Here is a 22346-nt window from a genome sequence, read left to right as displayed (position 1 = left end):
CGGCCTTAAAGATCCCCGTAAACGGCAGTCAACGGGTATCTGCGCTCACGCCCGAATGCGCAGCGCGTGATCTTGGGGCCGGGCGGCGCCTGTCTGCGCTTGTACTCTGAGCGACGCACCAGCGCCGCAACGCGTTTGACCGTGGATGCGTCGAAGCCGCGGGCGACGATTTCCGGAATCGAGAGCTGGTCCTCGACATAGGCCTCGAGCACCGGATCCAGCACCTCGTACGGGGGCAGCGAGTCCGAGTCTTTCTGGTCGGGACGCAGCTCCGCACTCGGCGGCCGCAGAATCACGCGCTCGGGAATCACGGGACGTTCCGGCGAGAGCCCATTGCGGTAACACGCCAGTTTGTAAACCAGGGTCTTATAAACGTCCTTGAGCGGCGCAAAGCCCCCGCACATGTCTCCGTAAAGCGTCGCGTAGCCGACCGCCATCTCGCTCTTGTTGCCGGTCGTCAGGACAACGTGACCGAATTTGTTCGACAGCGCCATCAACAGCAGGCCACGGCAGCGCGACTGGATGTTCTCCTCGGTCAGATCGACCGGATATCCGGCAAACGTCTCGGACAGTGTGGCGGTGACGGTCTGGAACATCGGTTCGATCGGCAGCAGCGAATACCGGATCCCGAGTGCCTCGGCCTCGAGCCGTGCATCGTCGTTCGACATCGCCGCCGTGTACCGCGATGGCAGCGATACCCCCCAGACGCGCGCCGGGCCCAGGGCATCGGCGGCGATAGCCGCGACGACGGCCGAATCGATACCGCCCGACATCCCCACCAGTGCACCCGGAAAGCCATTGCGGTCCACGTAATCGCGCACCGCCTGCACGAGGCCTTTGTAGACAATCGCTTCGATCGGCAAGGTTTCGCGCACCGACCCGTGCACACGGCCACCGGCGAACGTCACCGCGAAAACGCCCTCCTCGAACAGCGGCGCAGCAAATCCGATGCATCCGTCGCCGCCGACCGCACAAGAATCGCCGTCGAAAAGCACATCGTCCTGACCACCGACGCAGTTGACGTAAACGATCGGCAAGCCCGTCTCGGCAACGCGCTGATCGAAGACACACCGACGGGCCTGCGTCTTGTTCAGCTCGAACGGTGATGCATTGATGTTGAGCAGGAGCTCGGCGCCGGCAGCGCGCGCCGCCGCCGCCGGCCCCGGCCCCCAGAGGTCCTCGCAGATGCACAGGCCGATGTTCACGCCCTCATGCGTGAACACCAGCGTTCCACCGGTTCCCGGGCGGAAGTGCCGGCGCTCGTCGAACACGCCGTAATTTGGCAGCAACTGCTTGCGCGTACGCGCGACGATGCGGCCGTCGCGGATCACATAGGCCGCGTTGTAGATCACCCGCTGCGCGCCCTCTTGGGTGTATTCGGGCAGGCCGAAAACGACGGTGATGCCGCCGATCTCGTGCAACAGACGCTGCACGCCCTCCTCGATTGCGCGCGGCATCGCCGAGCGCAGCAGCAAATCATCGGGCGGATAACCGATCAGCGACAGTTCCGGACAGGCGAGCAGGCTCGCCCCGAGCCGGTCACGGGCATACACCGCGGCCTCGATGATCTTCTGGACGTTGCCCTCGACATCGCCGACCCAGAGGTTGAGCTGGGCGAGTGCAAGCTTGAATTGCGCAGCCATTCAGGCTCCACTATGACAGCGCAGGCGCACCGGCGATGCATCGCACCTGTGCGCCCGCGTGTGCTTGCGCGTCCGCGACGTGCGCTCAGAGCAGCGACTTCATCGCCGCACCCAGATCGGCCGGCGAACGCACGGTCTTGACGCCCGCGGCTTCGAGCGCCGCGAACTTTTCTTCGGCGGTGCCCTTGCCGCCGGAGATGATCGCGCCGGCATGGCCCATGCGCTTGCCCGGCGGTGCGGTGACCCCGGCAATGTAGGCGACGACGGGTTTCTTCACATGCCCACGGATGTACTCGGCCGCCTCTTCTTCGGACGAGCCGCCGATCTCTCCCACCATGATGATGCCCTCGGTCTGCGGATCTTTTTCGAACATCTCGATCACTTCGATGAAGCCCAAACCGCGTACCGGATCACCGCCGATGCCGACGCAGGTTGACTGCCCCAGACCGTTCTGCGTGGTTTGATAAACCGTCTCGTAGGTCAGCGTACCGGAGCGGGAGACGATGCCGATCCGGCCCGGCTTGTGGATGTGGCCTGGCATGATGCCGATCTTGCACTCGCCCGGCGTGATCACGCCCGGGCAGTTGGGGCCGATCAGCACCGCGTTCGGATACTGGTGACGCAGCGTGGCCTTGACCTTGATCATGTCGTTGACCGGGATGCCCTCGGTGATGCACACGATCACACGGATGCCGGCATCGGCGGCCTCGAGAATCGCATCGGCGGCAAACGGCGCCGGCACATAGATCATCGTCGCATCGGCACCGGTCGCCGCGACGGCATCGTGGCAGGTATCGAACACCGGCAGGTTGAGATGGGTGCTCCCGCCACGTCCCGGCGTGACGCCGCCGACCAGCTTGGTGCCATAGGCGATGGCCTGCTCGGAATGAAACGTACCTTGCTTGCCGGTGAAACCCTGGCAGATGACTTTGGTGTCTTTGTTGATCAGGATGCTCATTGGAATCTCGCGAGACGAAAGACGCAAAGACGCAAAGCGCGCAGAGACTCACGCGCCCTTGGCGAGAGCAACGACGGTCTTGGCCGCTTCGGTCAGATCCTCCACCGGCGTGATCGCCAATCCCGATGCCTTGAGCATCTCGCGACCCTTGTCCATGTTGGTGCCCTGCAGCCGCGCGACCACCGGAATCTTCAGACCCACCTGCCTGCAGGCCTGGATGATGCCCTCGGCGATCAGATCGCAGCGCACGATACCGCCGAAGATGTTGATGAAGATGGCCTTGACGTCCGGGCTCTTGGTGATGAGCTTGAACGCTTCGGTCACCTTCTCGGCGGTGGTGCCGCCGCCGACATCGAGGAAGTTCGCCGGGCGTCCGCCGTGCAGTTTGACGATGTCCATCGTCGCCATCGCCAGACCCGCGCCGTTGACCATACAGCCGATGTCACCATCGAGTGTGACGTAATTGAGATCGTATTTGGAGGCTTCGCGTTCGCGTTCATCCTCCTGGGAGAAGTCGCGCATCTCGGCGATCGCTTTCTGCCGGAAGAGCGCGTTGCTGTCGAAATTGAGCTTGGCGTCAAGCGCCATCACATCGCCGTCGGCAGTCACGATCAACGGGTTGATTTCGACCAGCGCGGCATCGAGCTCGGTGAAGATGCGGTATAGCCCCATCAAGATTCTCGTAAACTGATCGACCTGGGCCTTGGTCAGACCCATGAAAAAGCCGAGCTGGCGTGCCTGGTAGGGCTGCAGACCGGCAGCCGGATGCACATAGACATGCTTGATTCTCTCCGGCGTATGGGCCGCAACTTCCTCGATGTCCATGCCGCCGGCCGCCGATGCCATGAACACGATACGCTCGCGCGAGCGATCGACCAGCGCCGAGACGTATAGCTCGCGCGCGATTGCCGACGGCTTCTCGATCCAGACGCTGTTGATGGGCAGCCCTTCGGCACCGGTCTGCTTGGTCACCAGACGCTGCCCGAGCATTTTCTTGGCCGCTTCCTCGACGGCGTCGTAACCCTCGACCAGCTTGACACCACCGGCCTTGCCGCGACCGCCGGCGTGGACTTGCGCCTTGACGACGAACCGCTCGCCACCGAGCTGCTTGGCGGCGGCACGCGCCGCCTCCGGACTCTCGGCGAGCTGCCCCTGCGGAACGGGAATGCCGTACCGCGCGAAAATTTCTTTTGCCTGATACTCGTGCAGATTCATGCGATGTTCCTCACGGCCCCCAAAGGTCTGTCTGGGTCAATTGCGATCGGGGCGGCATTCTCGCTTACCGATCCGGTGGACGCAAAAATGCAACACGCCGGCGCATGGTACGCACCGGCCATCCACGGCCTAGAATGGGTGGTGGATCGAGGGCTTTGTCGATGAATCTTCTACGACTGCTGCTGCTGGCCGCGGCGATCTGGCTGATCTGGCGCATCGTGCGCCAGGTACGGACCCAACTCCGGCACAAACCGCCACCGCCCGCGGCCGACCACTACGAACCCATGGCGCGCTGCAACAAATGCGGTACGTTTCTTCCGGCGCGTTCCCTCAACACCCAGGGACTCTGCGGCCGCTGCAGTGAGTGAACGCCTCAGCGCGCACCGTGCACGACAACCGGCTGCGCCGCGGCCGTTCACCGAGCCGGCACGCCTAGAGGACTGGCGCATCCTCGCGGTGCTGGGGCCGTACCGCCTGCTCCTGGTGGCGACCTTGCTGTCCCTGTACCGCAGCGGTTTTGCGCCGGAATTCTTTCAGCGCCTGTCGGCCCCGGCCTTTTATTACGGCTGCCTGGTTTACGTCATCTTCGCGCTCGTTTTGCTGCTGCTCGGCGCCTATCGCCGGCCGGGCCTGCGTATACAGGCTCATCTGCACTGTCTTGCGGACACGCTGACGATCGGCACGCTGGTCTATGCCGCCGGCGGCATAGGCAGCGGCCTGGGCATCCTGTTGGTGCCACCGGTGATCGGCTGCAGCCTGGTGCTGAGTCCGCGCCTGGCTGCCGTCCAGGCAGCGGTGGCGACGCTGGGCATGTTCGCGGCGGAGACGGCCCAGCAACTGAACACGCATGCCTGGGACAGTAGCGACTACTCCCAAACCGGCCTGCTCGGCCTGATGTTCTTCGCGTCGAGCCTGGTCGCCAACCTCGTCGCCCAACGCGCGCGCCGCAGTGAAGCCGTCGCCGAGCGCGTCGGTAGCGAATTCATGAACCTCTCCCGCCTGTCGGAGAGCATCATCGAATCGATGCAGACCGGCGTACTCGTCATCGATGCCGAGGATCGCGTGCGCCTGGCCAATACCGCGGCACGACGCCTGCTCGGTGATGCCCTCACCCCCGGCACGACGGCAGCGCGCACCATGCCCGCGCTGGGTGAGGCGCTCACCGCCTGGCGCGCCGGCCGCGACGATGCAAGCCTGCTGCTCTCTGGCGCGCGCAGCGGGCGCGAACTCACGGTGCGCTTCACCCCGCTGGGATGGGGCGCTCAGACACAGGTGCTGGTGCTGCTGGACGATGCGGCACACCTGCGCGAGCAGGCGCAGCAGATGAAACTCGCCGCGCTCGGCAGGCTGTCGGCCAGCATCGCGCACGAAATCCGCAATCCATTGTCGGCGATCCTGCAGGCCGGACAACTGTTGTCGGAAGCTGCCGAGATGCGCGGCGAAAATGCACGCCTGCTGGAAATGATCCAGCGCCACGGTGCACGCATCGAGCGTATTGTCCGCGACGTGCTCGACCTGTCACGCCCAGGGCCGTCGCAACGGATGAACCTACGCCTGCGGGAATGGCTGATACGCACTGTTGCGTTCTACCATGAAAGCCATCCGCACACCGTGCGTCCGATCGAGCTCGACGACGTACCGGGCAACGTCGAAGTCCGCTTCGATCCGCAGCACTTGCAGCAGGTGCTGTTCAACCTGTGGGACAACAGCTTCGAACACGGCGCGCGCATCGGCCGCACGGTGAACGTACGACTGCGCGCCTCGCACAGCGCGGAGGACGGCGCAGTACTGCTCGACGTCATCGACGATGGCGCCGGCATCCCGGCCGAGCTGCACGAGCGCATCTTCGAACCCTTCTTCACCACCCATACCGGCGGCACCGGACTCGGACTTTTCCTGTGCCGCGAACTGTGCGAATACAATCAGGCCCGGCTGAGCCACGTGGCGAGCGCAACCGGCGCAACGTTCCGCATCCGCTTCGGACCGACATCGAACGCAACCGTTTCGAGAGGACACGCTCCACCATCTCCATGAATACCGCCAGCGTCCTGATCGTCGACGACGAGCCCGACATCCGTGCACTCGTCGAAATCACGCTGTCCCGCATGGGCCTGCGCACCCATGCGGCGGCGACGCTGGCGGAAGCGCGCAAGTGCCTGGCGGCACAGCCATTCGACGTCTGCATCACCGACATGCGCCTGCCCGACGGCAGCGGCATTGCGCTGGTTGCGGAAATCCAGCAACGCTGGCCACAGACGCCGGTCGCCGTCATCACCGCATATGGCAATGCCGAAGCAGCGGTCGAGAGTCTCAAGGCCGGCGCCTTTGATTTCGTCTCCAAACCGGTCGACGTGTCCGTGCTGCGCAAACTCGTCGATACCGCCCTCAAGCTGCGCGGCAGCGAACGGCGCGATGACACCAGCACGCTGCTCGGAGAGCACGAGAGCATCCGCCAGTTACGTGCTTTAATCCAACGCCTCGCACGCAGCCAGGCACCCGTGCACATCAGCGGCGAATCCGGAACCGGCAAGGAGCTGGTCGCACGGCTGATCCACTCCAGCGGCCCGCGCGCGTCGGGTCCTTTCGTCGCCATCAACTGCGGTGCGATTCCCACCGAGCTGATGGAAAGCGAGTTCTTCGGGCACCTGAAGGGCAGCTTCACCGGCGCCTACCGCGACAAGCCAGGTCTGTTCCAGACTGCCGAGGGTGGTACGCTGTTCCTCGACGAAGTCGCCGAGTTGCCGATGCACATGCAGGTCAAGCTGCTGCGCGCGCTGCAGGAACGCCGTGTGCGTCCGGTCGGCGCCGAAACCGAGGTCCCGGTCAACGTGCGCGTGATTTCGGCGACACATCGTGACCTCGCCGAGCTGGTGCAGCGCGGGCAGTTCCGCCAAGACCTGTTCTACCGGCTCGACGTGATCACCGTGCGCACACCACCGCTGCGCGAGCGGCCGGATGACATCCCGCTGCTGGCCAGACACATCCTGCGCCGCATCGCCCGTGAGGCCGGACTCGAAAACGTCCCGGAGCTGGATGAGCGCGCCATGTCGGCGCTGCAGCAGTATCCGTTCCCGGGCAACGTGCGTGAGCTCGAAAACATTCTCGAACGTGCGGTGACCCTCTGCGACGGCACCTCCATCCGCACCGCCGACTTGCAATTGCGCGCGTCCGTCGCAACCAGCGCGCATACGGGGCTCGAGCAACAGATCGAGGACATGGAACGCCAGGCCATTCGCGAAGCGCTGCGAAAAACGCGCTACAACAAGACGCGCGCCGCCGAACTGCTGGGCATGTCGTTCCGCTCACTGCGCTATCGCATCAAAAAGCTCGGCCTGGATCAGGAATAACACCGACACGGCGGATAATGATGCTTCTGTTACACTTCACCGACAGACCGCCACCAATGCAGTGGCGGCAGGTTGGGTTCAGACGCACAGGCTCTGGCACGGACCTTGCGTCAATACCACCCCGATGCTGGAGGATCGAACGTTGTTCAACCATCGTATGCCCGTAGCGCCGCGCGGCGTCGTGTCGTTCCCGGATGGCGGCCAGCGCCGCCGTCGTGCACATGCGCAGGCCAGTCGCCGCGCCATCACCTGGACGGATGCCGGCGGCAGCGAACCGGCGCGGGAAGTGCTAAGGAACACGCTGCAATCGGCCTGCGATCTGATCGGCGCCGAGCGCGGCTTCATCCTGCGCTCGCGCGAAGATGCCGCCCTTGAAGTCGCATACGCGCACCGCATCGCGCCACGACCGCTGCTCGACACCGTTCTCGGACCCGCCGCGCGGGTTCTGCACCGGGCGATGGTTGGCAATGCGATCGGCATGAGCGATCGCAGTGGTGCGATCCTGCCCTGCCCAGACCCCGGCGCCGCCATCGTCGCCCTGCCACTCGATCTGGGGGTGCAGCAGTGCGGTGTACTGTGCCTGCTGCGCAGCGGTTCGCTGCGGCCGCTGTCCGCGCTCGATCTGGATATCCTCGGCGCGCTCGCCGAACAAGCCGCGCTCGCCCTGCGCGCCGCGCAGCAGGAGTCGGCTTTGAGTCAGCTCGCCGCGAGGCTCAACGGCCTCGCGCCGCAGCTTGCCTGAGAAACACGTGGCGCGAACGGACGCGCAGCGCGACATGACTGCAGACCCACGACTGGCCGCGTCGCGTGCGGCGCAAGTTCAGGCGGAAGACTTCCGTCAGGCCGTTCTGCGTCAGGTCGAAGCGCTCACCGCCGACAATCAGCGCCTGTTGCAATCGGTCGTGCGCAGTGAACGGCGCTTCCGCACACTTGCCAAATCGGTCTGGCACGTACAGGAAGAAGAGCGGCGCCGCCTCGCCCGTGAGCTGCACGATGGCATCGGCCAGACCCTGACCGCACTCGCCAACCAACTGCAACGCATCCTCGACGATGCCCGCGGCGCCGGCAATCTGGGCCTCGAGCACCGTCTCGAAGATGCGCTCGAGCTCACCCGCAATTCGCTGCGCGACACGCGCGAACTGTCGCGCCTGCTCAGACCCACCCTCCTCGATGATCTGGGCCTCGATGCGGCGCTCAACTGGCTCGCGCGCACGCTCACCGAACGCACCGGCCTGAGTATCGAGCTGCACTCGGAGCTCGACGAGCAGCGCCTGCACCCGGACGTCGAGACACTGGTGTTCCGCGTCACCCAGGAAGCACTCACCAACGTGATCCGTCACGCCCAGGCGCGCAGTGCCCGCATCGCTCTGGAGCGGCGCGGCCCGGTGCTGCGCCTGCGCGTCGAAGACGATGGCCGCGGGCTGGATCCGCAGACGCTGGCCGAAAGCGAGCGGGCTGGCGCCAGCGGTGGCATCCGCGGCATGCGCGACCGCGCCGAATTGTTCGGCGGCCGTGTCGAAATCCAATCCAAGCCGGGCAGCGGCACCGTGGTACAGATGACGCTCGCCCTCGATCCACCGGATGCGGGCTGAGAAAGCCCGTCGCCATCAACTTTCCCGCGACGATGAACCCGATCCGCCTGCTGGTCGCCGATGACCACACCATCGTCCGTGAGGGCCTGGTTTCGATGCTCGAGGAGACCGGCGAATGCCAGGTCGTCGCCCAGGCCGCGGATGGTCATCAGGCCATGGAACTCGCGCTCAAGACATGCCCCGACGTCGTCGTCACCGATCTGTCGATGCCGCGCCTGTCGGGCCTGGAAGTGGTCAAGCGCGTACGCGCCGAGCTGCCGAACACGCGCACGCTGGTGCTCACCGTGCACGAGGAGGACGAGTACATCCTGCCGATCCTGCGCGCCGGCGCCCACGGCTTCCTCAACAAGGACACGTCCGTCGCCGAGCTGATGACTGCGATCAAGACCATCCACGCTGGCCAGTCCTACTTCGGTCCACGCGCAGCCAAGGTGCTGGCCGACCGCCAGGCGCGCGGCCGCACGCTCAGCACCGACCCCTACGAAAGCCTTACCGCGCGCGAACGCGAAACCTTCCACCTGGTGATCCAGGGCAAGACGACCAAGGAAATCGCACAAATCCTCGACATCGGCGTCAAGACCGCCGAAAACCACCGCGCACGCATGATGGAAAAATTGGGCCTGCGCAACACCGCGGAGGTCGTACGCTTCGCCGCACTGCGCGGACTGCTGTCCTAGCCGGTGCGTGCGCATCCGGCAACGGAACGCTCCCTTGCAAGATGCGCGGACGGTCTTACGCCACCCGTCTCCCACCCGCTATACTTTCCGGGTTAGGCCGAGCATAAGCGCAGCCAGGCATCGGACTGCGCTTTTGTCTTGCTCGCGCCTCTCGGATTTCAACGTTTCTCCTCGAAGGGGCTTTGTTCAATGAGCAATCAAGGCGTGGATCACGGCCGGCGCCGATTCCTGACGCTGACGACCACCGTCGTCGGCGGCGCGGGCACGGTCGCGGCGGTCTGGCCATTTCTGGCCTCGCTGAAACCCAGCGAGCGCGCGAAGGCGCTGGGGGCACCGGTCACCGTGGACGTCGGCAAGATCGAGCCGGGTCAGCGTGTCATCGTGGCCTGGCGCGGCAAACCGGTGTGGTTCGTGCGTCGCACCCCCGAGATGCTGGCCTCGCTGCCCAAGGTCGCAGCCGACCTGCGCGACCCCGAATCGAAAGAGCCCCAACAGCCCGAGTATGCCCGCAACGAGGCGCGCTCAATCAAACCCGAGCTTCTAGTGATGGTCGGCTCGTGCACGCACCTGGGCTGCTCGCCGACGTTCCGCCCGGACCACCCGGCCCCGGAGATCGACGCCAATTGGCAGGGTGGCTTTTACTGCCCTTGCCACGGATCCAAATTCGATCTCGCCGGCCGCGTCTACAAGAGCGTGCCGGCACCGCTCAACCTGCTGGTGCCCCCCCACCGCTACAAGGACGACCACACCGTCGTCGTCGGTGAAGACCAGACGGAGGCCGCGTAATGGCGATCATCCCCAATCCACACAAAACCACCGGCTTCCTCGGCTGGATCGACGACCGCTTCCCGCTCACCAAGCTGTGGAAGGATCACATCAGCGAGTATTACGCGCCGAAAAACTTCAACTGGTGGTACACCTTTGGCTCGCTCGCGCTGCTGGTGCTCGTCAACCAGCTTTTAACCGGCATCTTCCTGACGATGCACTACAAGCCGGACGCGGCCCAGGCCTGGCACAGTGTCGAGTACATCATGCGCGACGTGCCCTGGGGCAACATCATCCGCTACCTGCATTCGACCGGCGCCAGCGCCTTCTTCATCGTCGTCTATCTGCACATGTACCGCGGGCTCATGTACGGTTCGTACAAAAAGCCGCGTGAGCTGATCTGGATCTTCGGCTGCCTGATTTTCCTCGCGCTGATGGCCGAGGCCTTCTGCGGCTACGTGCTGCCCTGGGGGCAGATGTCGTACTGGGGCGCACAGGTGATCATCTCGCTGTTCGGCGCGATCCCGGTCGTCGGTCCCGATCTCGTGGTCTGGATCCAAGGCGATTACATCCCCTCGGATGCCACGCTCAACCGCCTGTTCTCACTGCACGTCGTCGCCATTCCGTTCGTGCTCGTCGGATTGGTCGTCGCGCATCTGATGGCGCTGCACGAAGTGGGTTCGAACAATCCCGATGGCATCGAGATCAAGAAAAAGAAGGATGCCAATGGCATTCCGCTCGACGGCGTGCCGTTCCATCCGTACTACACGGTCAAGGACATCCTCGGCGTCGCCGTGTTCCTGATCGTGTTCCTCGGCGTGGTGTTCTTCGCCCCCGATGGCGGCGGTTACTTCCTCGAAAAACCGAATTTCCAGGAAGCCAATCCGATGGTCACGCCGGAACACATCACGCCGGCCTGGTACTTCGGTGCGTTCTACGCAATCCTGCGCGCCATCCCGGACAAGCTGCTCGGCGTCGTCGCCATGTTCGGCGCCGTGCTGATCCTGTTCGCACTGCCGTGGCTCGATCGCTCGCCGGTGAAATCGATCCGCTACAAGGGGCCGATCTTCAAGACCGCGCTGGCGCTGTTCACGCTGGCCTTCATCGCCCTGAGCTATTTCGGCATGCAGGCACCGACGACCCTCGGCACGCTGATCTCGCGCATCGGCACAGCGATTTATTTCGGCTTTTTCCTGCTGATGCCCTTCTACTCCAAAATCGACAAAACCAAGCCGGAACCGGAGCGCGTGACCTATGAAGCGCATTAACGTCTACCTGCGCCCCCTACTGCTCGCCATCACCGCGCTGGGCAGCGCCAACACGCATGCCGCAGGCGCGCAGGCCATGCCCTACCACTTCGAACCGGACCCGGACAATCTGGCCTCGGTGCAGCGCGGCGCGCGCAATTTCATGAACTACTGCGCTGGCTGCCACTCGATGCAGCACCTGCGCTATAACCGCCTTGCAGCCGATCTCGGCATTCCCGAGGATTTGCTGCAGAAGCACTTGATGTTCACGACCGACAAACCGGGTGATCCAATTCTTTCCGCGATGCCCGCGACCTCGGCGCAATGGTTCGGTGCCAAACCGCCCGATCTGAGCGTCGAAACGCGCATGCGCGGGCCGGCATGGGTCTACAACTACCTGATGACTTTTTATGTCGATCCCTCGCGCCCGTTGGGGACCAACAACCTGATGCTGCCCGGCGCATCGATGCCGCACGTACTCGGCGCGCTGCAGGGCTGGCAGATCAAGGAAGACCATCCGGCCAGCGATGGCGCCGAAGGTCACGGAACGCACGCCGCACCGCGCTTTGTACTCGCCAGTGCAGGCAAACTGAGCCCGCAGGAATATGAGAAGTTCGTCGCCGACACGGTGAACTTCATGGTCTATGCCGCCGAACCCGGCCGGGCGGGCCGCATCGCCACCGGCGTCAAAGTGATGCTGTTCCTGTTGGTGTTCACGGTGCTGGCGTGGCTGCTCAAGCGCGAATACTGGAAAGACGTCCACTAGGACGTCCCGCCCGCTTCCGCGCCTGACATGTGCACGGCGCCGTTCATGCTGGATGTTCAGCCATGAACGGCGCCGTTTACTTTGCGTCCGGGGGCTGAACATGTCGGTCCCGACCCGGAGCAAATACGTGATGGACACGCGCCCCGGCGCACGTGCAGGCCTCACGCTGTTCTGTGCACCGGACGATCTGTCCGGACTCTGGGCACGGATTGTCCTGGGCGAAAAAGAGGTCGAACACGCGCGGATCGAATGGGTACGACCCGGGCAAGTACATCCCGACCTCGTCGTTCTCAATCCGGCGCAAATCCTACCGACATTGGCCGACCGCGACGCCGTGGTTTATCCCGCTGGCGTCATCGCCGAGTATCTGGAAGAGCGCTACCCGCATCCGCGTCTGTTGCCGCCGGATCCTGGCATGCGCGCGCTGATCCGCATGCTGTTGCTGCGCCTACAGCAAGAAGTGTGGCCGCTCGCGCAATCGATCCTGTCGGCACCCCGATCCAACGAGGCCAAAACGGCGCGCAAACAGCTCGCGGAACAGCTCGCTGCGGGCAGCCGTTTCTTCCCCCAGCGTGGTTGGTGTCTGGGCCTGGATTTCAGCCTTGCCGATTGCGCCTGGGCTGCGCTGTTGTCCCAATTGCCGGCGCTGCAGCTGCGCCTGCCCGCGGACGCCGCCGTGCAGCGCTATGCCCAGCGTGTGCTCGCGCGTCCGAGCGTACAATCCGCATTGCGCTCAAATACCGTCTGACCATGTCCAGATCCCGCCGCCCGTATCTGATCCGCGCCATCTATGAATGGTGTTGCGACAATGGCTATACGCCGCACGTACTCGTCGCAGCGGATCATCCGGGCGTGGTCGTGCCCCGCGAATACGTCAAGGACGGACGCATCACGCTCAACATCAGCCCGGTCGCGGTGCAAAACCTGGATTTGCACGGCGATCCGATCTGGTTTTCGGCGCGATTCGGCGGCCGCGCTTTCGACGTGCAGTTCCCGGCATCGGCAGTGCTTGCGATCTTTGCGCGGGAAAATGGAGAAGGTGTGCTGTTCGGCGAGGTCGAGCCAGCGGGCACACAGGGCGATGCCACACCTGGACGCGACCCAGAGCCGCCCAAGCCGACCAAACCCAACCGTCCGCAGCTGCGCGTCGTCAAGTAATTAATCCGATTCAGAATCGGCCCGATGCGGCCAGCAGACCGCGTTGCGCGCACGGAGTCAGTCGAGATCTGCGGCAAGCGCACTGCGCTGCTCTGGCGTCAGGGCCGTGTGGACGCAACAGCGCGGATGTTCGACACCGAACACGACATCCGCCCCTTCCCGGACTGCTGCGCGCATCGGCGGCGTCAGTTCGAAGCGCAGAAAATGCACGGCGGCGGTCTTCTCGTCGTTGCTGCGTTCCATGTCCTCATCGGCGATTCCGGGAACAGCCGGCAGGGATCCGACCTGAACCATGAAGCAGTGCTCGATGCCCCGCCATTCGACCAGGCGCCGGCGCCGTTCGGCCACGCCCGGGAATTCGATCAGCAAAGTCGCTTTCCAGTTACTGCCGTCCGGAATCAGCGGGTTGTAGGCCGACAATTCGTCGGCAATGCCTTCGGGCTCGAAGATGCGCTCGATGCGCAGCATCTCCTGTATCTGGTACTGCACGGTCAGGCGGTCCTCGAACAGCAGCGTCAGGTGCGGACCCAGATGCACGGTACGCCGTCGCTTGTGGGCAATCGCCTGGCGGCGGAAATCGGCACGTTGGCGTGCGTAGGTTTCCAGCGACATCAAGTCTTCCGGCTTCAGCGGCTGCATGGTGTTCAAATCCCGTACGCGCGGCGCAGCAGCGAGATCGGATGCACCGCATGCCGTGCCCGATCGACTCCGTGCGCGAGATGCTCGCCGGCCATCGGACAATCGCTGCTGATGTGATCGGCCTGCACCTGACGGATTCTGGAGACGACCGGCCGTGCGATCTTCATCGCACGCTCATACGTCGCATCGCGCACGCCATAGGTGCCATCGTGACCCGAACAGCGTTCGATGCCTTCGATCTGCGTCCCCGGAATCAGCGAGAGCAGCTCGCGGGTCTTCGGACCGATGTTCTGCACGCGCTGATGGCAAGGCGCGTGATAGGCCACCTTGCCCAGCGGCTGCTTGAACTCGGTATTGAGCAAGCCGGCCTTGTGGCGGTGCATCAGGTATTCGAACGGATCGAAAATCGCCGCGCGCACCGCCTGGGCGTCGGAACTCTCCGGGAACAGCAGCGGAATCTCCTGGCGGAACATCAACACACAGGAGGGAATCGGCGCCGTGATGTCCCAGCCCTCGCGCACCGCCTGGGCGAGCACGGGCAGATTCGTCTGCGCGTAGCGCTCGATGCAGTCGAGATCCCCCAACTCGAGCTTGGGCATGCCGCAGCACTGCTCGCGCTCGAGCAGTCGCACGGAAATGCCGTTGTGGCGGAAGACGGCAACCAAATCCTCCACCACCTGCGGCATGTTGTGGTTGCCGTAGCAGGTGACGAACAAAGCCACGCGGCCGCGGGTCGGCCCGGCGGGTTGCGCATGGACATCCACCGCCTGCTTGCGCAGGCGCCGCCGCGCCGTGGGGTGGTGATATTCCGGCACTCGCGCGTCGGGATGAACCCCCATGATGGCCCGTACGGCCTTGCGCATCGTCGGACTGCGATTGATGGCATTGACCGTCTCGGCGACCACCGGAATCGACGCCAGCCGACCGATGCGCGTCGTATCGGTCAAGCGCCGGTGCTGCGCGCTGACCTCGCCGCGCCGAAACGCCTGCGCCTTGGCGCGCAGCATCAGGTGCGGGAAATCGACGTTCCATTCGTGCGGCGGCACATACGGACACTTGGTCTGGTAGCACAGATCGCAGAGGTAGCACTGCTCGACGACCTTGGCGTAGTCAGACTTCGCCACTGCGTCGAGTTCCATCGTCGGCGAGGCATCGACGAGATCGAACAGCGTCGGAAACGCATGGCACAGGCTGACGCAGCGGCGGCAACCGTGGCAAATGTCGAAAACCCGGTACAGCTCGGCCTCGAGCGCGTCACGGTCCCAGAATTCGGCGCTCCGCCATGGCAGGGGATGGCGTGTCGGCGCCTGCAGCCCCCCCTCGGCAGAGGGCCGATCGCGGAATGATTCGTTCATGGGCTGCCGGCGGGTTCCTCACGGACCCGCCGCCGGATCAGCTGATGTCCTGCAAGGCCTTGCTGAAGCGGTTGGCGTGCGAGCGCTCCGCCTTGGCCAGGGTCTCGAACCAGTCGGCGACTTCGTCGAAGCCTTCTTCACGCGCCGTCTTGGCCATGCCCGGGTACATGTCCGTGTACTCGTGCGTCTCGCCGGCGATCGCCGCCTTGAGGTTCAGCTTGGTCTCGCCAAATGGCAGGCCGGTAGCCGGATCACCACAGGCCTCGAGATACTCCAGATGCCCGTGGGCGTGGCCGGTTTCGCCTTCCGCCGTCGAGCGGAACACCGCGGCGACGTCGTTGTAGCCTTCGACATCCGCCTTCTGGGCGAAGTAGAGATAGCGCCGGTTGGCTTGCGATTCCCCGGCAAAAGCGGCTTTGAGGTTGGCTTCCGTCTTGCTGCCTTTGAGGTTTGCCATCGTCTTCTCCTCCTGGGTGGCACGGTAGACCGAGCCTACGCCTTTTGCAGCGGATGTGGTAGACAGACTTCGCTATCCAGACGATAACCTCGAACTATCGTCTCAGATGCCGGGCAGCGCCTTGCCGGGGTTGAGAATGCCACGGGGATCGAGCGTGCGCTTGATGGCGCGCATGACCCCGAGCGTGGCCTCGGCGATTTCCCAGCCCACATAGTCGCGTTTCTCGATGCCGACGCCGTGCTCACCGGAGAGCGTCCCCTCGAGTGCGAGGACGAGGCGGAAGACATCGCCAAGGCAGGCCTGCACGGCCTGCATCTGCGCCGGATCGTCCGGATCGGCGAGCAGGTTGGTGTGCAGGTTGCCGTTACCGGCATGACCGAAATTCACGATGCGGATGCCGTGCCGGCGCGACAGCGCGGCAAGTCCCTCGACCAGCTCGGGGATGCGCGTGACTGGCACGCAGACATCCTCGTTGACTTTCTTGGGGGCGATCTTGCGCAGACTCGGCGACAAGGCCTTGCGGCAGGCCCACAGTGCCTCGGTCTCGGCTGCGTTCGCAGCCGTGCGTAACTCGATGAGCCCCGGGCCGGACGCGGCGGCACACACGGCCTGCAGCGCTGCGTCGACCGACGCATCGCTGCCATCGACTTCCATCAGCAGCAGCGCGCCGGTACCAAGCGGGATACCGGTCGGCTGGTAGTCTTCCGCCAGACGCACGGCATCCCCGTCCATGAATTCCAGCGCACTGGGCGTCTGCGGCTGGTTCATCACCCGCGCCACGGCCTCGGCCGCCGACTTCACATCGGCGTAGCAGGCGCGCACAGTCTTGACCTGCTGCGGCCGCGGCAACAGCTTGAGTGTCGCCTCGGTGATGATCGCCAGCGTGCCTTCGCTGCCGACCAGAAGCCGCGTGAGATCGTAACCGACCACACCCTTGGTCGTCGTACAACCGGTCTTGATCGAATCACCGGCCCCGGTGACTGCACGCAGTCCCAGCACATTGTCGCGCGCCGTGCCGTACTTGACCGCGCGCGGCCCGCCGGCGCAGCAGCCGAGATTACCGCCGACCGTCGAATACGCGAGGCTGGTCGGATCCGGTGCCCAGAACAATCCGTACTTGGCTGCCTCGGCCTGCACGTCGCCGTTGAGCACGCCGGCCTCGCATTCGAGCAGGCGATCGCCGGGCATGACGCGCAAAATCCGGTTCATGCGCTCCAGCGACAGCACGACGCCGCCGTGGATCGGCACCGTTGCGCCGGTGGTATTGGTACCGCGCCCGCGCACCACCAGCGGCACCGAGAATTCGTTGCAAATCGCAACGACGGCGACGACATCCTCGTGCGACTGGGCGAGCACGACCGCCTGCGGCATCGCCATGCGCTTGGAATTGTCGTAGCCATAGGCGAGACGATCGGCGGGATCGGTATACAGACGCCCGGGCGGGAACACGTCGCGCAGACGCCGCAACACCGGTTCGGGCAAGGGTGGACTGGCCTGGATCTGCGGGGTGTGGACGCTCATCACGACACCGGATAGAGCAGTTCATCGATCGCATCGCACAGACAGTGCAGGAACAAAATGTGCACTTCCTGGATGCGGGCGGTGGCCGTGGCGGCGGCGCGCAGCTCGACGTCCTCAGGAGCGAGCAGCGCGGGGATGCGGCCACCATCGCGGCCAGTGAGGGCGACCACGCGCATGCCGCGTGCATGCGCGGCCTCGATGGCCTGGAGCACGTTCGGCGACCGGCCGGAGGTGGAAATCGCGAGCAGCACGTCACCGCTTCTGCCCAGCGCCTCGACTTGCTTGGAGAAGACGCGATCGAAACTGTAGTCGTTGGCGATCGCCGTCAGCGCCGAAGTATCGACCGTGAGCGCGATCGCAGGCATGCCCGGCCGCTCGCGCTCGAAACGACCAGTCAGCTCGGCGGCGAAATGCTGGGCATCGCCCGCCGAGCCACCATTGCCACAGGACAACACCTTGCCGCCGGCCTGCAGACAGTCGGCGAGCAGCACGGCAGCCCGTGCGAGTGCCGCCAGCGCCGTCTCCTGCGTATCGCGCTTGGCCTGGATGCTGGCTTCGAAATGAGCACGGAGGCGGGCTTCAATCGTCATGGGAAACCGGTACGTCCAGTGGGTTGATTCATTTTGAACCCTTGGTGGCTCAACCGTCGAACGCCGCCTGGATCCACTCGGCACGGTTGCCGTCATAGGCCACGAGGTCGAACCGCACGGCCCGCTGGGCATGGTGCGGATAGGCGAGCAGAAACATCTGTGTGGCCGCGACCAGGCGCGCCCGCTTGCGGGCATCGACCGACTCCGCCGCGCCGGCAAACCCCGGGTGTGTGCGCGCACGCACTTCGACGATGACGAGCACGTCGTCATCGAGCATGACTAGATCGAGCTCACCGCCGCGGCAGCGGAAATTGCGGGCGACGAGCTCAAGCCCTCGGCGCTGCAGCAGCGCAAGGGCTGCGTCTTCCGCCTGGGCGCCGCGGATCACACTCAAGGCAAAGCCGTCGGCACCAAGCCGCTCGCGCGCAGCTCGGCACAGTCGAGCCGCCGTGCCAGAACGCTGCTGCCGATCCATTCCAGGCGGCCGATGGCGCCGGTATAACCGTCACCGACGCGCAAGAACCCACGCTGCAGGGCCACGGCCAGGTCGTAGGCATCGCGGCCGAGGGCATAGAGGCGTGGATAGGCGGCAGCCGCCGGCAGGCGCGCGGCCAGCGCACGCTCTTGCGCCCAGACGCCCTGGGCATCGAGCATGAACGGTATGTCGCAAAACCGCAGACCGGTGAGCTCCGGATCGGGTTTGCCGTCGTAGGCCAGCGCCGTGGCGTAGTGCGGCAGGCCTCCGGCGCGATAAAAACGGAACTGCGGCAACAGCACGCGCGCATCCTGACTCCGTGCGCCGAGAAAGACGACGTCGATGTCGCCACGCCGGCGGGCTTCGAATACAGTTCGCGTCCCCAGTACGCTGGTCAGCGCGCGGTGGCGCTCCTCGCTCTCCGTCATGCCCATGAGCCGCGCGATCGACTCGCTCTGATCGCTGACGCCTTGGCGGTAGCGCGCAACGTCGATGATGTGTCCTCCCCCTTGCTGAAGTTGGTCCTCGAAGGCCGCAAGCACGCGCGTGCCCCAATCTCCTTCGGGCACGAGAACCACGGCGCGGCGGAGGTTCTTGCGAAGGGCATCGTCGGCCGCGGCACGAGCCTCGTCTTCGGGCGCAAGCCCCAACTGGTAAAAATTGAACGGCACCACGGCTCCCGGATCGAGGTAATTCAGCCCCAGCACCGGCACCGGCGGCTGCAGCATCGCGAGCTGGGCGACGCTCTCCTTCTTCAGCGGTCCGACGATGAAACCCGCCCCCAGATCGAGCGCGTGCTGATACGCCGACAACAAGGTTTGTGGACTGTCGCCGACGTCATAGATCCGGATCTCGCCATCATGCCCGCTATCGAAATGGCGCGACAAGAAACCGTCGCGCACGGCCTCCGCCGTGCTCGCATAAGGCCCGCTCAAGGGCAACAGCAGCGCCAGATGCCCGGTGTGCATCGCCGGCGGCGGTTCATGCAGCCAGGCTTGGACCTCGGCCGGCATGGGTTCGGGCTCGGTGGACGTGCGCTGCTCAAGCGGCGGCGATGTGTCGGGCGCTGGTTCGGATGCCGTCTGTGGCGCCGGCAGGTGACTGGCGCAGCCGAACAGGCTGGCGCCGATAACAACGGCCAGAACAACGGCCAGGGTTTGGGTTTGCATGCGCTCCAGAACCATAATCGCAAGTATGACATGCGACCTTCCTGATGCGCCGTGACCACGGCCTGCGTCACCCCGGGCACACTGTACGTCGTCGCCACACCGATCGGCCATCTCGGCGATTTGTCGCCGCGGGCACAGGCGGTGCTCGCGGCGGTCGATCGAATCTGTGCGGAAGACACCCGCACCAGCGGACATCTGCTGGCGCATTACGGCATCCGCCGGCCGATGACGGCACTGCATGAGCACAACGAAGCCACGCTCGTCGATGGCCTCGTCGCGGCGCTGCGCGACGGTGCGGCGCTGGCGCTGATTTCGGACGCCGGCACTCCGCTGATCTCCGATCCGGGGTTCGCTCTGGTCCGTGCGGCACGCACCGCCGGCGTGCCGGTCATCGCCGTCCCGGGCCCCTGCGCGGCAATCGCTGCGCTGTCGATCAGCGGACTGCCCACTGATCGCTTCGTCTTCGAAGGCTTTCTGCCGGCCAAACCGGCGGCACGCCGCCGTCGTCTGCAGACACTCGCGACGGAGCCGCGCACGCTGATCCTCTATGAATCCAGCCACCGCATTCTGGACACCGCAGAAGATCTGGCCGCCGTCCTGGGGTCGCGCAGCGTCTGCCTTGCGCGCGAACTGACCAAGCTGCACGAGCAAAGCGTCGTCCTGCCAGCGACGGCGCTCCCGGCCTGGCTGCGCGAGGATACCCACCGCTGCCGTGGTGAATTTGTGCTGCTCATCGCCGGCGCGCCGGCCCCGGAAGCCGATCATGGTGCCGAAGCCGAGCGCGTGCTGCGCATCCTGCTGCGCGAGCTGCCGGTCTCCAGCGCCGTCCGCATCGCCGCCGACATCACCGGCGCGCGCAAGAAAGAACTGTACGAGAGAGCGCTGCAACTGGCTCCACCGGGAGAACGCGATGCGCATGCGTAAGACCGCCACCGCGACCCTGCTCGCACTCGCCTTGTCGCTGCCGGGAACTTCCTTTGCCGATGCAGTCGCCGACCTGCATGCCCTGTTCGATGCAGAGTGGCAGCGCCAGCTCCGCGAGCAGCCGGAGCTGGCGAGCCATCTGGGCGACCGCCGCTACGAGGACCGCTGGACGGATCTCTCGCTCCAGGCGATCGCCGACCGCCATGCCGCCGATCGGGCAGCGCTTTCGCGCCTGGCCGCGATCGACCGCGCGCATCTGCCGCCCGATGAACAGCTCAACTACGACTTGTTCCAGCGCCAGTACCGCGAGGCGATCGAGGCGCACGCATTCCGCCGGTTCCTGATTCCGCTGAATCAGCGCGGCGGAATCCAGACCCAGGATGAAATCCTCGACGTGCTGCGCTTTGACGACGAGCGCGCCTACGAGAACTGGCTGGCGCGTCTGCAGGCACTGCCGCGCCTGATCGAACAAACCGAGCTGCTGATGCGCCAAGGGATGCGCGAAAAGCGCCTCAACCCGAAGATCGTCATGCAGCGGGTCGGACCGCAGCTCGAAAAACAGTTGGTCGAAAATCCGCAGGACAGCCCGTTCTACAAACCCTTTCTGCGCTTCCCCGATGCCATCCCACCGGATCGACGCGCGGCGTATGCCGCACGCGCGCGTGAACTGATCGCTGAAGCCATCGTGCCGGCGTACCGGCGCTTTCACCGGTTCTTCATCGAGGAATACCTGCCGGCCTGCCCGGACCAGGTCGGGGTCTGGGCTCAACCCGATGGCCGCGCGCTTTATGCGTTTCTTGCGCGCCAGTACACGACGACCACACTGACCCCCGCGCAAATCCACGATATCGGCCTGCGTGAGGTCCGGCGCATCCGCGCCGAGATGGAACAGCTCATCCGCGAGATTGGTTTCCAGGGCGACTTCAAGGCCTTTGTCGAACAACTACGCAGCGACCCTCGCCACTATTACCGGACCGGCGAAGAACTGCTGCAGGCCTATCGTGCGCTGGCCAAGCGCATCGACCCCGAACTGCCCCGGCTGTTCAAGACGATTCCACGCCTGCCCTATGGCGTGCGTCCCGTCCCGGACGCCATCGCTGCGGATACGACGACGGCTTATTACCTGCCCGGCGCGGCCGATGGCACGCGTCCGGGCTGGTATTACGTCAACCTGTACCGGCCGGAGACGCGACCCAAGTACGAGATGGAAGCACTGAGCCTGCACGAAGCCGTGCCCGGCCACCATTTCCAGATCGCCCGCGCGCAGGAGCTGGGCGACCTACCGGAGTTCCGCAGAAACGGCCCCGGGTTCACCGCCTTCGTCGAGGGCTGGGCGCTGTACGCCGAATCGCTGGGCGAGGAACTGGGGCTTTATCAGGATCCCTACTCGAAGTTCGGCGCGCTCACCTATGAGATGTGGCGTGCAGTGCGACTGGTCGTCGATACCGGCATCCACGACCGGCAGTGGACCCGACAGCAGGCGATCGACTTCTTCATGACCCACGCGGCGAAATCCGAGCTCGACATCGTCAACGAAGTCGACCGCTACATCGCCTGGCCCGGTCAGGCGCTCGCCTACAAGATCGGGCAACTCAAAATCCGCGAGCTGCGCACCCGCGCCGAACAGTCGCTGGGAGAGCGCTTCGATCTGCGCGAATTCCACGATGTCGTCCTGGGCAGCGGCGCTGTCCCGCTCGACATCCTCGAACGCACCGTCGAAGCCTGGATCGCCCAACGGCAGCCTGCGCGCCCATAAAGTCGCTCGCTGCGCGAAATCCCGCGTCTAGCCCACCCAACCTGCGCGCCGTGTGCGAGCACGGGGTGCGGCGCAGCGGGACACAGACCGCG

The 22346-nt window shown here is 65.0% G+C and carries 23 protein-coding genes; 13 read left to right on the top strand and 10 right to left on the bottom strand.

Going from position 1 to position 22346, the window contains the following annotated elements; genetic code table 11:
• Window positions 1–5 precede the first annotated feature (5 nt).
• The 3 genes from BMZ48_RS03905 to sucC all read right to left on the bottom strand — a co-directional run bounded on the left by BMZ48_RS03905 (window position 6) and on the right by sucC (window position 3816).
• A complete protein-coding gene (locus tag BMZ48_RS03905) occupies window positions 6–1643 on the bottom strand; it encodes an NAD+ synthase (protein ID WP_091532125.1) in 1638 nt (545 codons plus the stop codon).
• Between the two features lie 85 nt (window positions 1644–1728).
• Window positions 1729–2601 (bottom strand): succinate--CoA ligase subunit alpha, encoded by an 873-nt coding sequence (gene sucD / locus BMZ48_RS03900; RefSeq protein ID WP_091532123.1) that lies wholly within the window; start codon window positions 2599–2601, stop codon window positions 1729–1731.
• Between the two features lie 48 nt (window positions 2602–2649).
• On the bottom strand, window positions 2650–3816 hold the full coding sequence (sucC, locus tag BMZ48_RS03895) for an ADP-forming succinate--CoA ligase subunit beta (RefSeq protein WP_091532121.1): 1167 nt from the start codon (window positions 3814–3816) through the stop codon (window positions 2650–2652).
• 161 nt (window positions 3817–3977) lie between these two features.
• Between sucC and BMZ48_RS03890 the strand changes: the two genes are divergently transcribed.
• From BMZ48_RS03890 to BMZ48_RS03840, 11 genes are all read left to right on the top strand, one after another.
• Window positions 3978–4184 carry a PP0621 family protein gene (locus BMZ48_RS03890; protein ID WP_091532119.1) on the top strand — a complete coding sequence of 69 codons (207 nt, stop codon included), beginning with the start codon at window positions 3978–3980 and terminating at the stop codon, window positions 4182–4184.
• Entirely contained in the window at window positions 4177–5850 is a 1674-nt protein-coding gene (locus tag BMZ48_RS03885) for a sensor histidine kinase (RefSeq protein ID WP_091532117.1), read from the top strand. Before BMZ48_RS03890 ends, BMZ48_RS03885 begins: the two co-directional genes overlap by 8 nt.
• A complete protein-coding gene (locus BMZ48_RS03880) occupies window positions 5847–7163 on the top strand; it encodes a sigma-54-dependent transcriptional regulator (protein WP_091532115.1) in 1317 nt (438 codons plus the stop codon). Before BMZ48_RS03885 ends, BMZ48_RS03880 begins: the two co-directional genes overlap by 4 nt.
• Window positions 7164–7320: 157 nt before the next feature.
• Entirely contained in the window at window positions 7321–7905 is a 585-nt protein-coding gene (locus tag BMZ48_RS03875; protein ID WP_159431071.1) for a GAF domain-containing protein, read from the top strand.
• Window positions 7906–7939: 34 nt separating this feature from the next.
• Window positions 7940–8755: a sensor histidine kinase gene (locus BMZ48_RS03870; protein WP_091532452.1), complete on the top strand. Its 816-nt coding sequence runs from the start codon at window positions 7940–7942 to the stop codon at window positions 8753–8755.
• Window positions 8756–8787: 32 nt separating this feature from the next.
• Window positions 8788–9432: a response regulator transcription factor gene (locus BMZ48_RS03865; RefSeq protein WP_091532111.1), complete on the top strand. Its 645-nt coding sequence runs from the start codon at window positions 8788–8790 to the stop codon at window positions 9430–9432.
• Window positions 9433–9621: 189 nt separating this feature from the next.
• Window positions 9622–10218, top strand: coding sequence for a ubiquinol-cytochrome c reductase iron-sulfur subunit (gene petA / locus BMZ48_RS03860; RefSeq protein WP_091532108.1), 597 nt, complete (start codon window positions 9622–9624; stop codon window positions 10216–10218).
• Window positions 10218–11465 (top strand): cytochrome b, encoded by a 1248-nt coding sequence (locus tag BMZ48_RS03855; RefSeq protein ID WP_091532105.1) that lies wholly within the window; start codon window positions 10218–10220, stop codon window positions 11463–11465. Before petA ends, BMZ48_RS03855 begins: the two co-directional genes overlap by 1 nt.
• Window positions 11452–12210, top strand: coding sequence for a cytochrome c1 (locus BMZ48_RS03850; RefSeq protein ID WP_091532103.1), 759 nt, complete (start codon window positions 11452–11454; stop codon window positions 12208–12210). Before BMZ48_RS03855 ends, BMZ48_RS03850 begins: the two co-directional genes overlap by 14 nt.
• 130 nt (window positions 12211–12340) lie before the next feature.
• Window positions 12341–12958: a glutathione S-transferase N-terminal domain-containing protein gene (locus BMZ48_RS03845; RefSeq protein WP_159431070.1), complete on the top strand. Its 618-nt coding sequence runs from the start codon at window positions 12341–12343 to the stop codon at window positions 12956–12958.
• Between the two features lie 2 nt (window positions 12959–12960).
• Window positions 12961–13368, top strand: coding sequence for a ClpXP protease specificity-enhancing factor (locus BMZ48_RS03840; protein WP_091532099.1), 408 nt, complete (start codon window positions 12961–12963; stop codon window positions 13366–13368).
• Between the two features lie 57 nt (window positions 13369–13425).
• Here BMZ48_RS03840 and BMZ48_RS03835 read toward each other — a convergent pair whose 3' ends face one another.
• The 7 genes from BMZ48_RS03835 to BMZ48_RS12865 all read right to left on the bottom strand — a co-directional run bounded on the left by BMZ48_RS03835 (window position 13426) and on the right by BMZ48_RS12865 (window position 19574).
• Complete coding sequence (locus BMZ48_RS03835) at window positions 13426–14007, bottom strand: DUF3501 family protein (protein ID WP_091532097.1); 582 nt, start codon at window positions 14005–14007, stop codon at window positions 13426–13428.
• Between the two features lie 5 nt (window positions 14008–14012).
• On the bottom strand, window positions 14013–15362 hold the full coding sequence (locus BMZ48_RS03830) for a heterodisulfide reductase-related iron-sulfur binding cluster (protein WP_091532095.1): 1350 nt from the start codon (window positions 15360–15362) through the stop codon (window positions 14013–14015).
• Window positions 15363–15399: 37 nt separating this feature from the next.
• The gene (locus BMZ48_RS03825) at window positions 15400–15819 is read right to left on the bottom strand and encodes a rubrerythrin family protein (RefSeq protein ID WP_091532093.1); all 420 of its coding nucleotides are present in this window, start codon (window positions 15817–15819) and stop codon (window positions 15400–15402) included.
• Window positions 15820–15921: 102 nt separating this feature from the next.
• A complete protein-coding gene (locus BMZ48_RS03820; protein WP_091532091.1) occupies window positions 15922–17340 on the bottom strand; it encodes an FAD-binding oxidoreductase in 1419 nt (472 codons plus the stop codon).
• Window positions 17340–17930 carry a phosphoheptose isomerase gene (locus tag BMZ48_RS03815; RefSeq protein ID WP_091532089.1) on the bottom strand — a complete coding sequence of 197 codons (591 nt, stop codon included), beginning with the start codon at window positions 17928–17930 and terminating at the stop codon, window positions 17340–17342. The genes BMZ48_RS03820 and BMZ48_RS03815 overlap by 1 nt, the downstream gene beginning before the upstream one ends.
• A 49-nt stretch (window positions 17931–17979) precedes the next feature.
• Window positions 17980–18318 (bottom strand): YraN family protein, encoded by a 339-nt coding sequence (locus BMZ48_RS03810; protein ID WP_234981523.1) that lies wholly within the window; start codon window positions 18316–18318, stop codon window positions 17980–17982.
• Between the two features lie 2 nt (window positions 18319–18320).
• Window positions 18321–19574, bottom strand: coding sequence for a penicillin-binding protein activator (locus BMZ48_RS12865; protein ID WP_159431069.1), 1254 nt, complete (start codon window positions 19572–19574; stop codon window positions 18321–18323).
• A 51-nt stretch (window positions 19575–19625) separates the two neighbouring features.
• Here BMZ48_RS12865 and rsmI point away from each other — a divergent pair, with 51 nt between their 5' ends.
• Complete coding sequence (gene rsmI, locus BMZ48_RS12860; protein ID WP_143383618.1) at window positions 19626–20498, top strand: 16S rRNA (cytidine(1402)-2'-O)-methyltransferase; 873 nt, start codon at window positions 19626–19628, stop codon at window positions 20496–20498.
• Window positions 20485–22254: a DUF885 domain-containing protein gene (locus BMZ48_RS03800; protein ID WP_200769506.1), complete on the top strand. Its 1770-nt coding sequence runs from the start codon at window positions 20485–20487 to the stop codon at window positions 22252–22254. Before rsmI ends, BMZ48_RS03800 begins: the two co-directional genes overlap by 14 nt.
• Window positions 22255–22346 lie beyond the last annotated feature (92 nt).

This window comes from Fontimonas thermophila (genome assembly GCF_900113085.1).
Taxonomy (GTDB): Bacteria; Pseudomonadota; Gammaproteobacteria; order Nevskiales; family Nevskiaceae; genus Solimonas; species Solimonas thermophila.
This window is presented reverse-complemented; position numbering and strand designations above follow the sequence as displayed.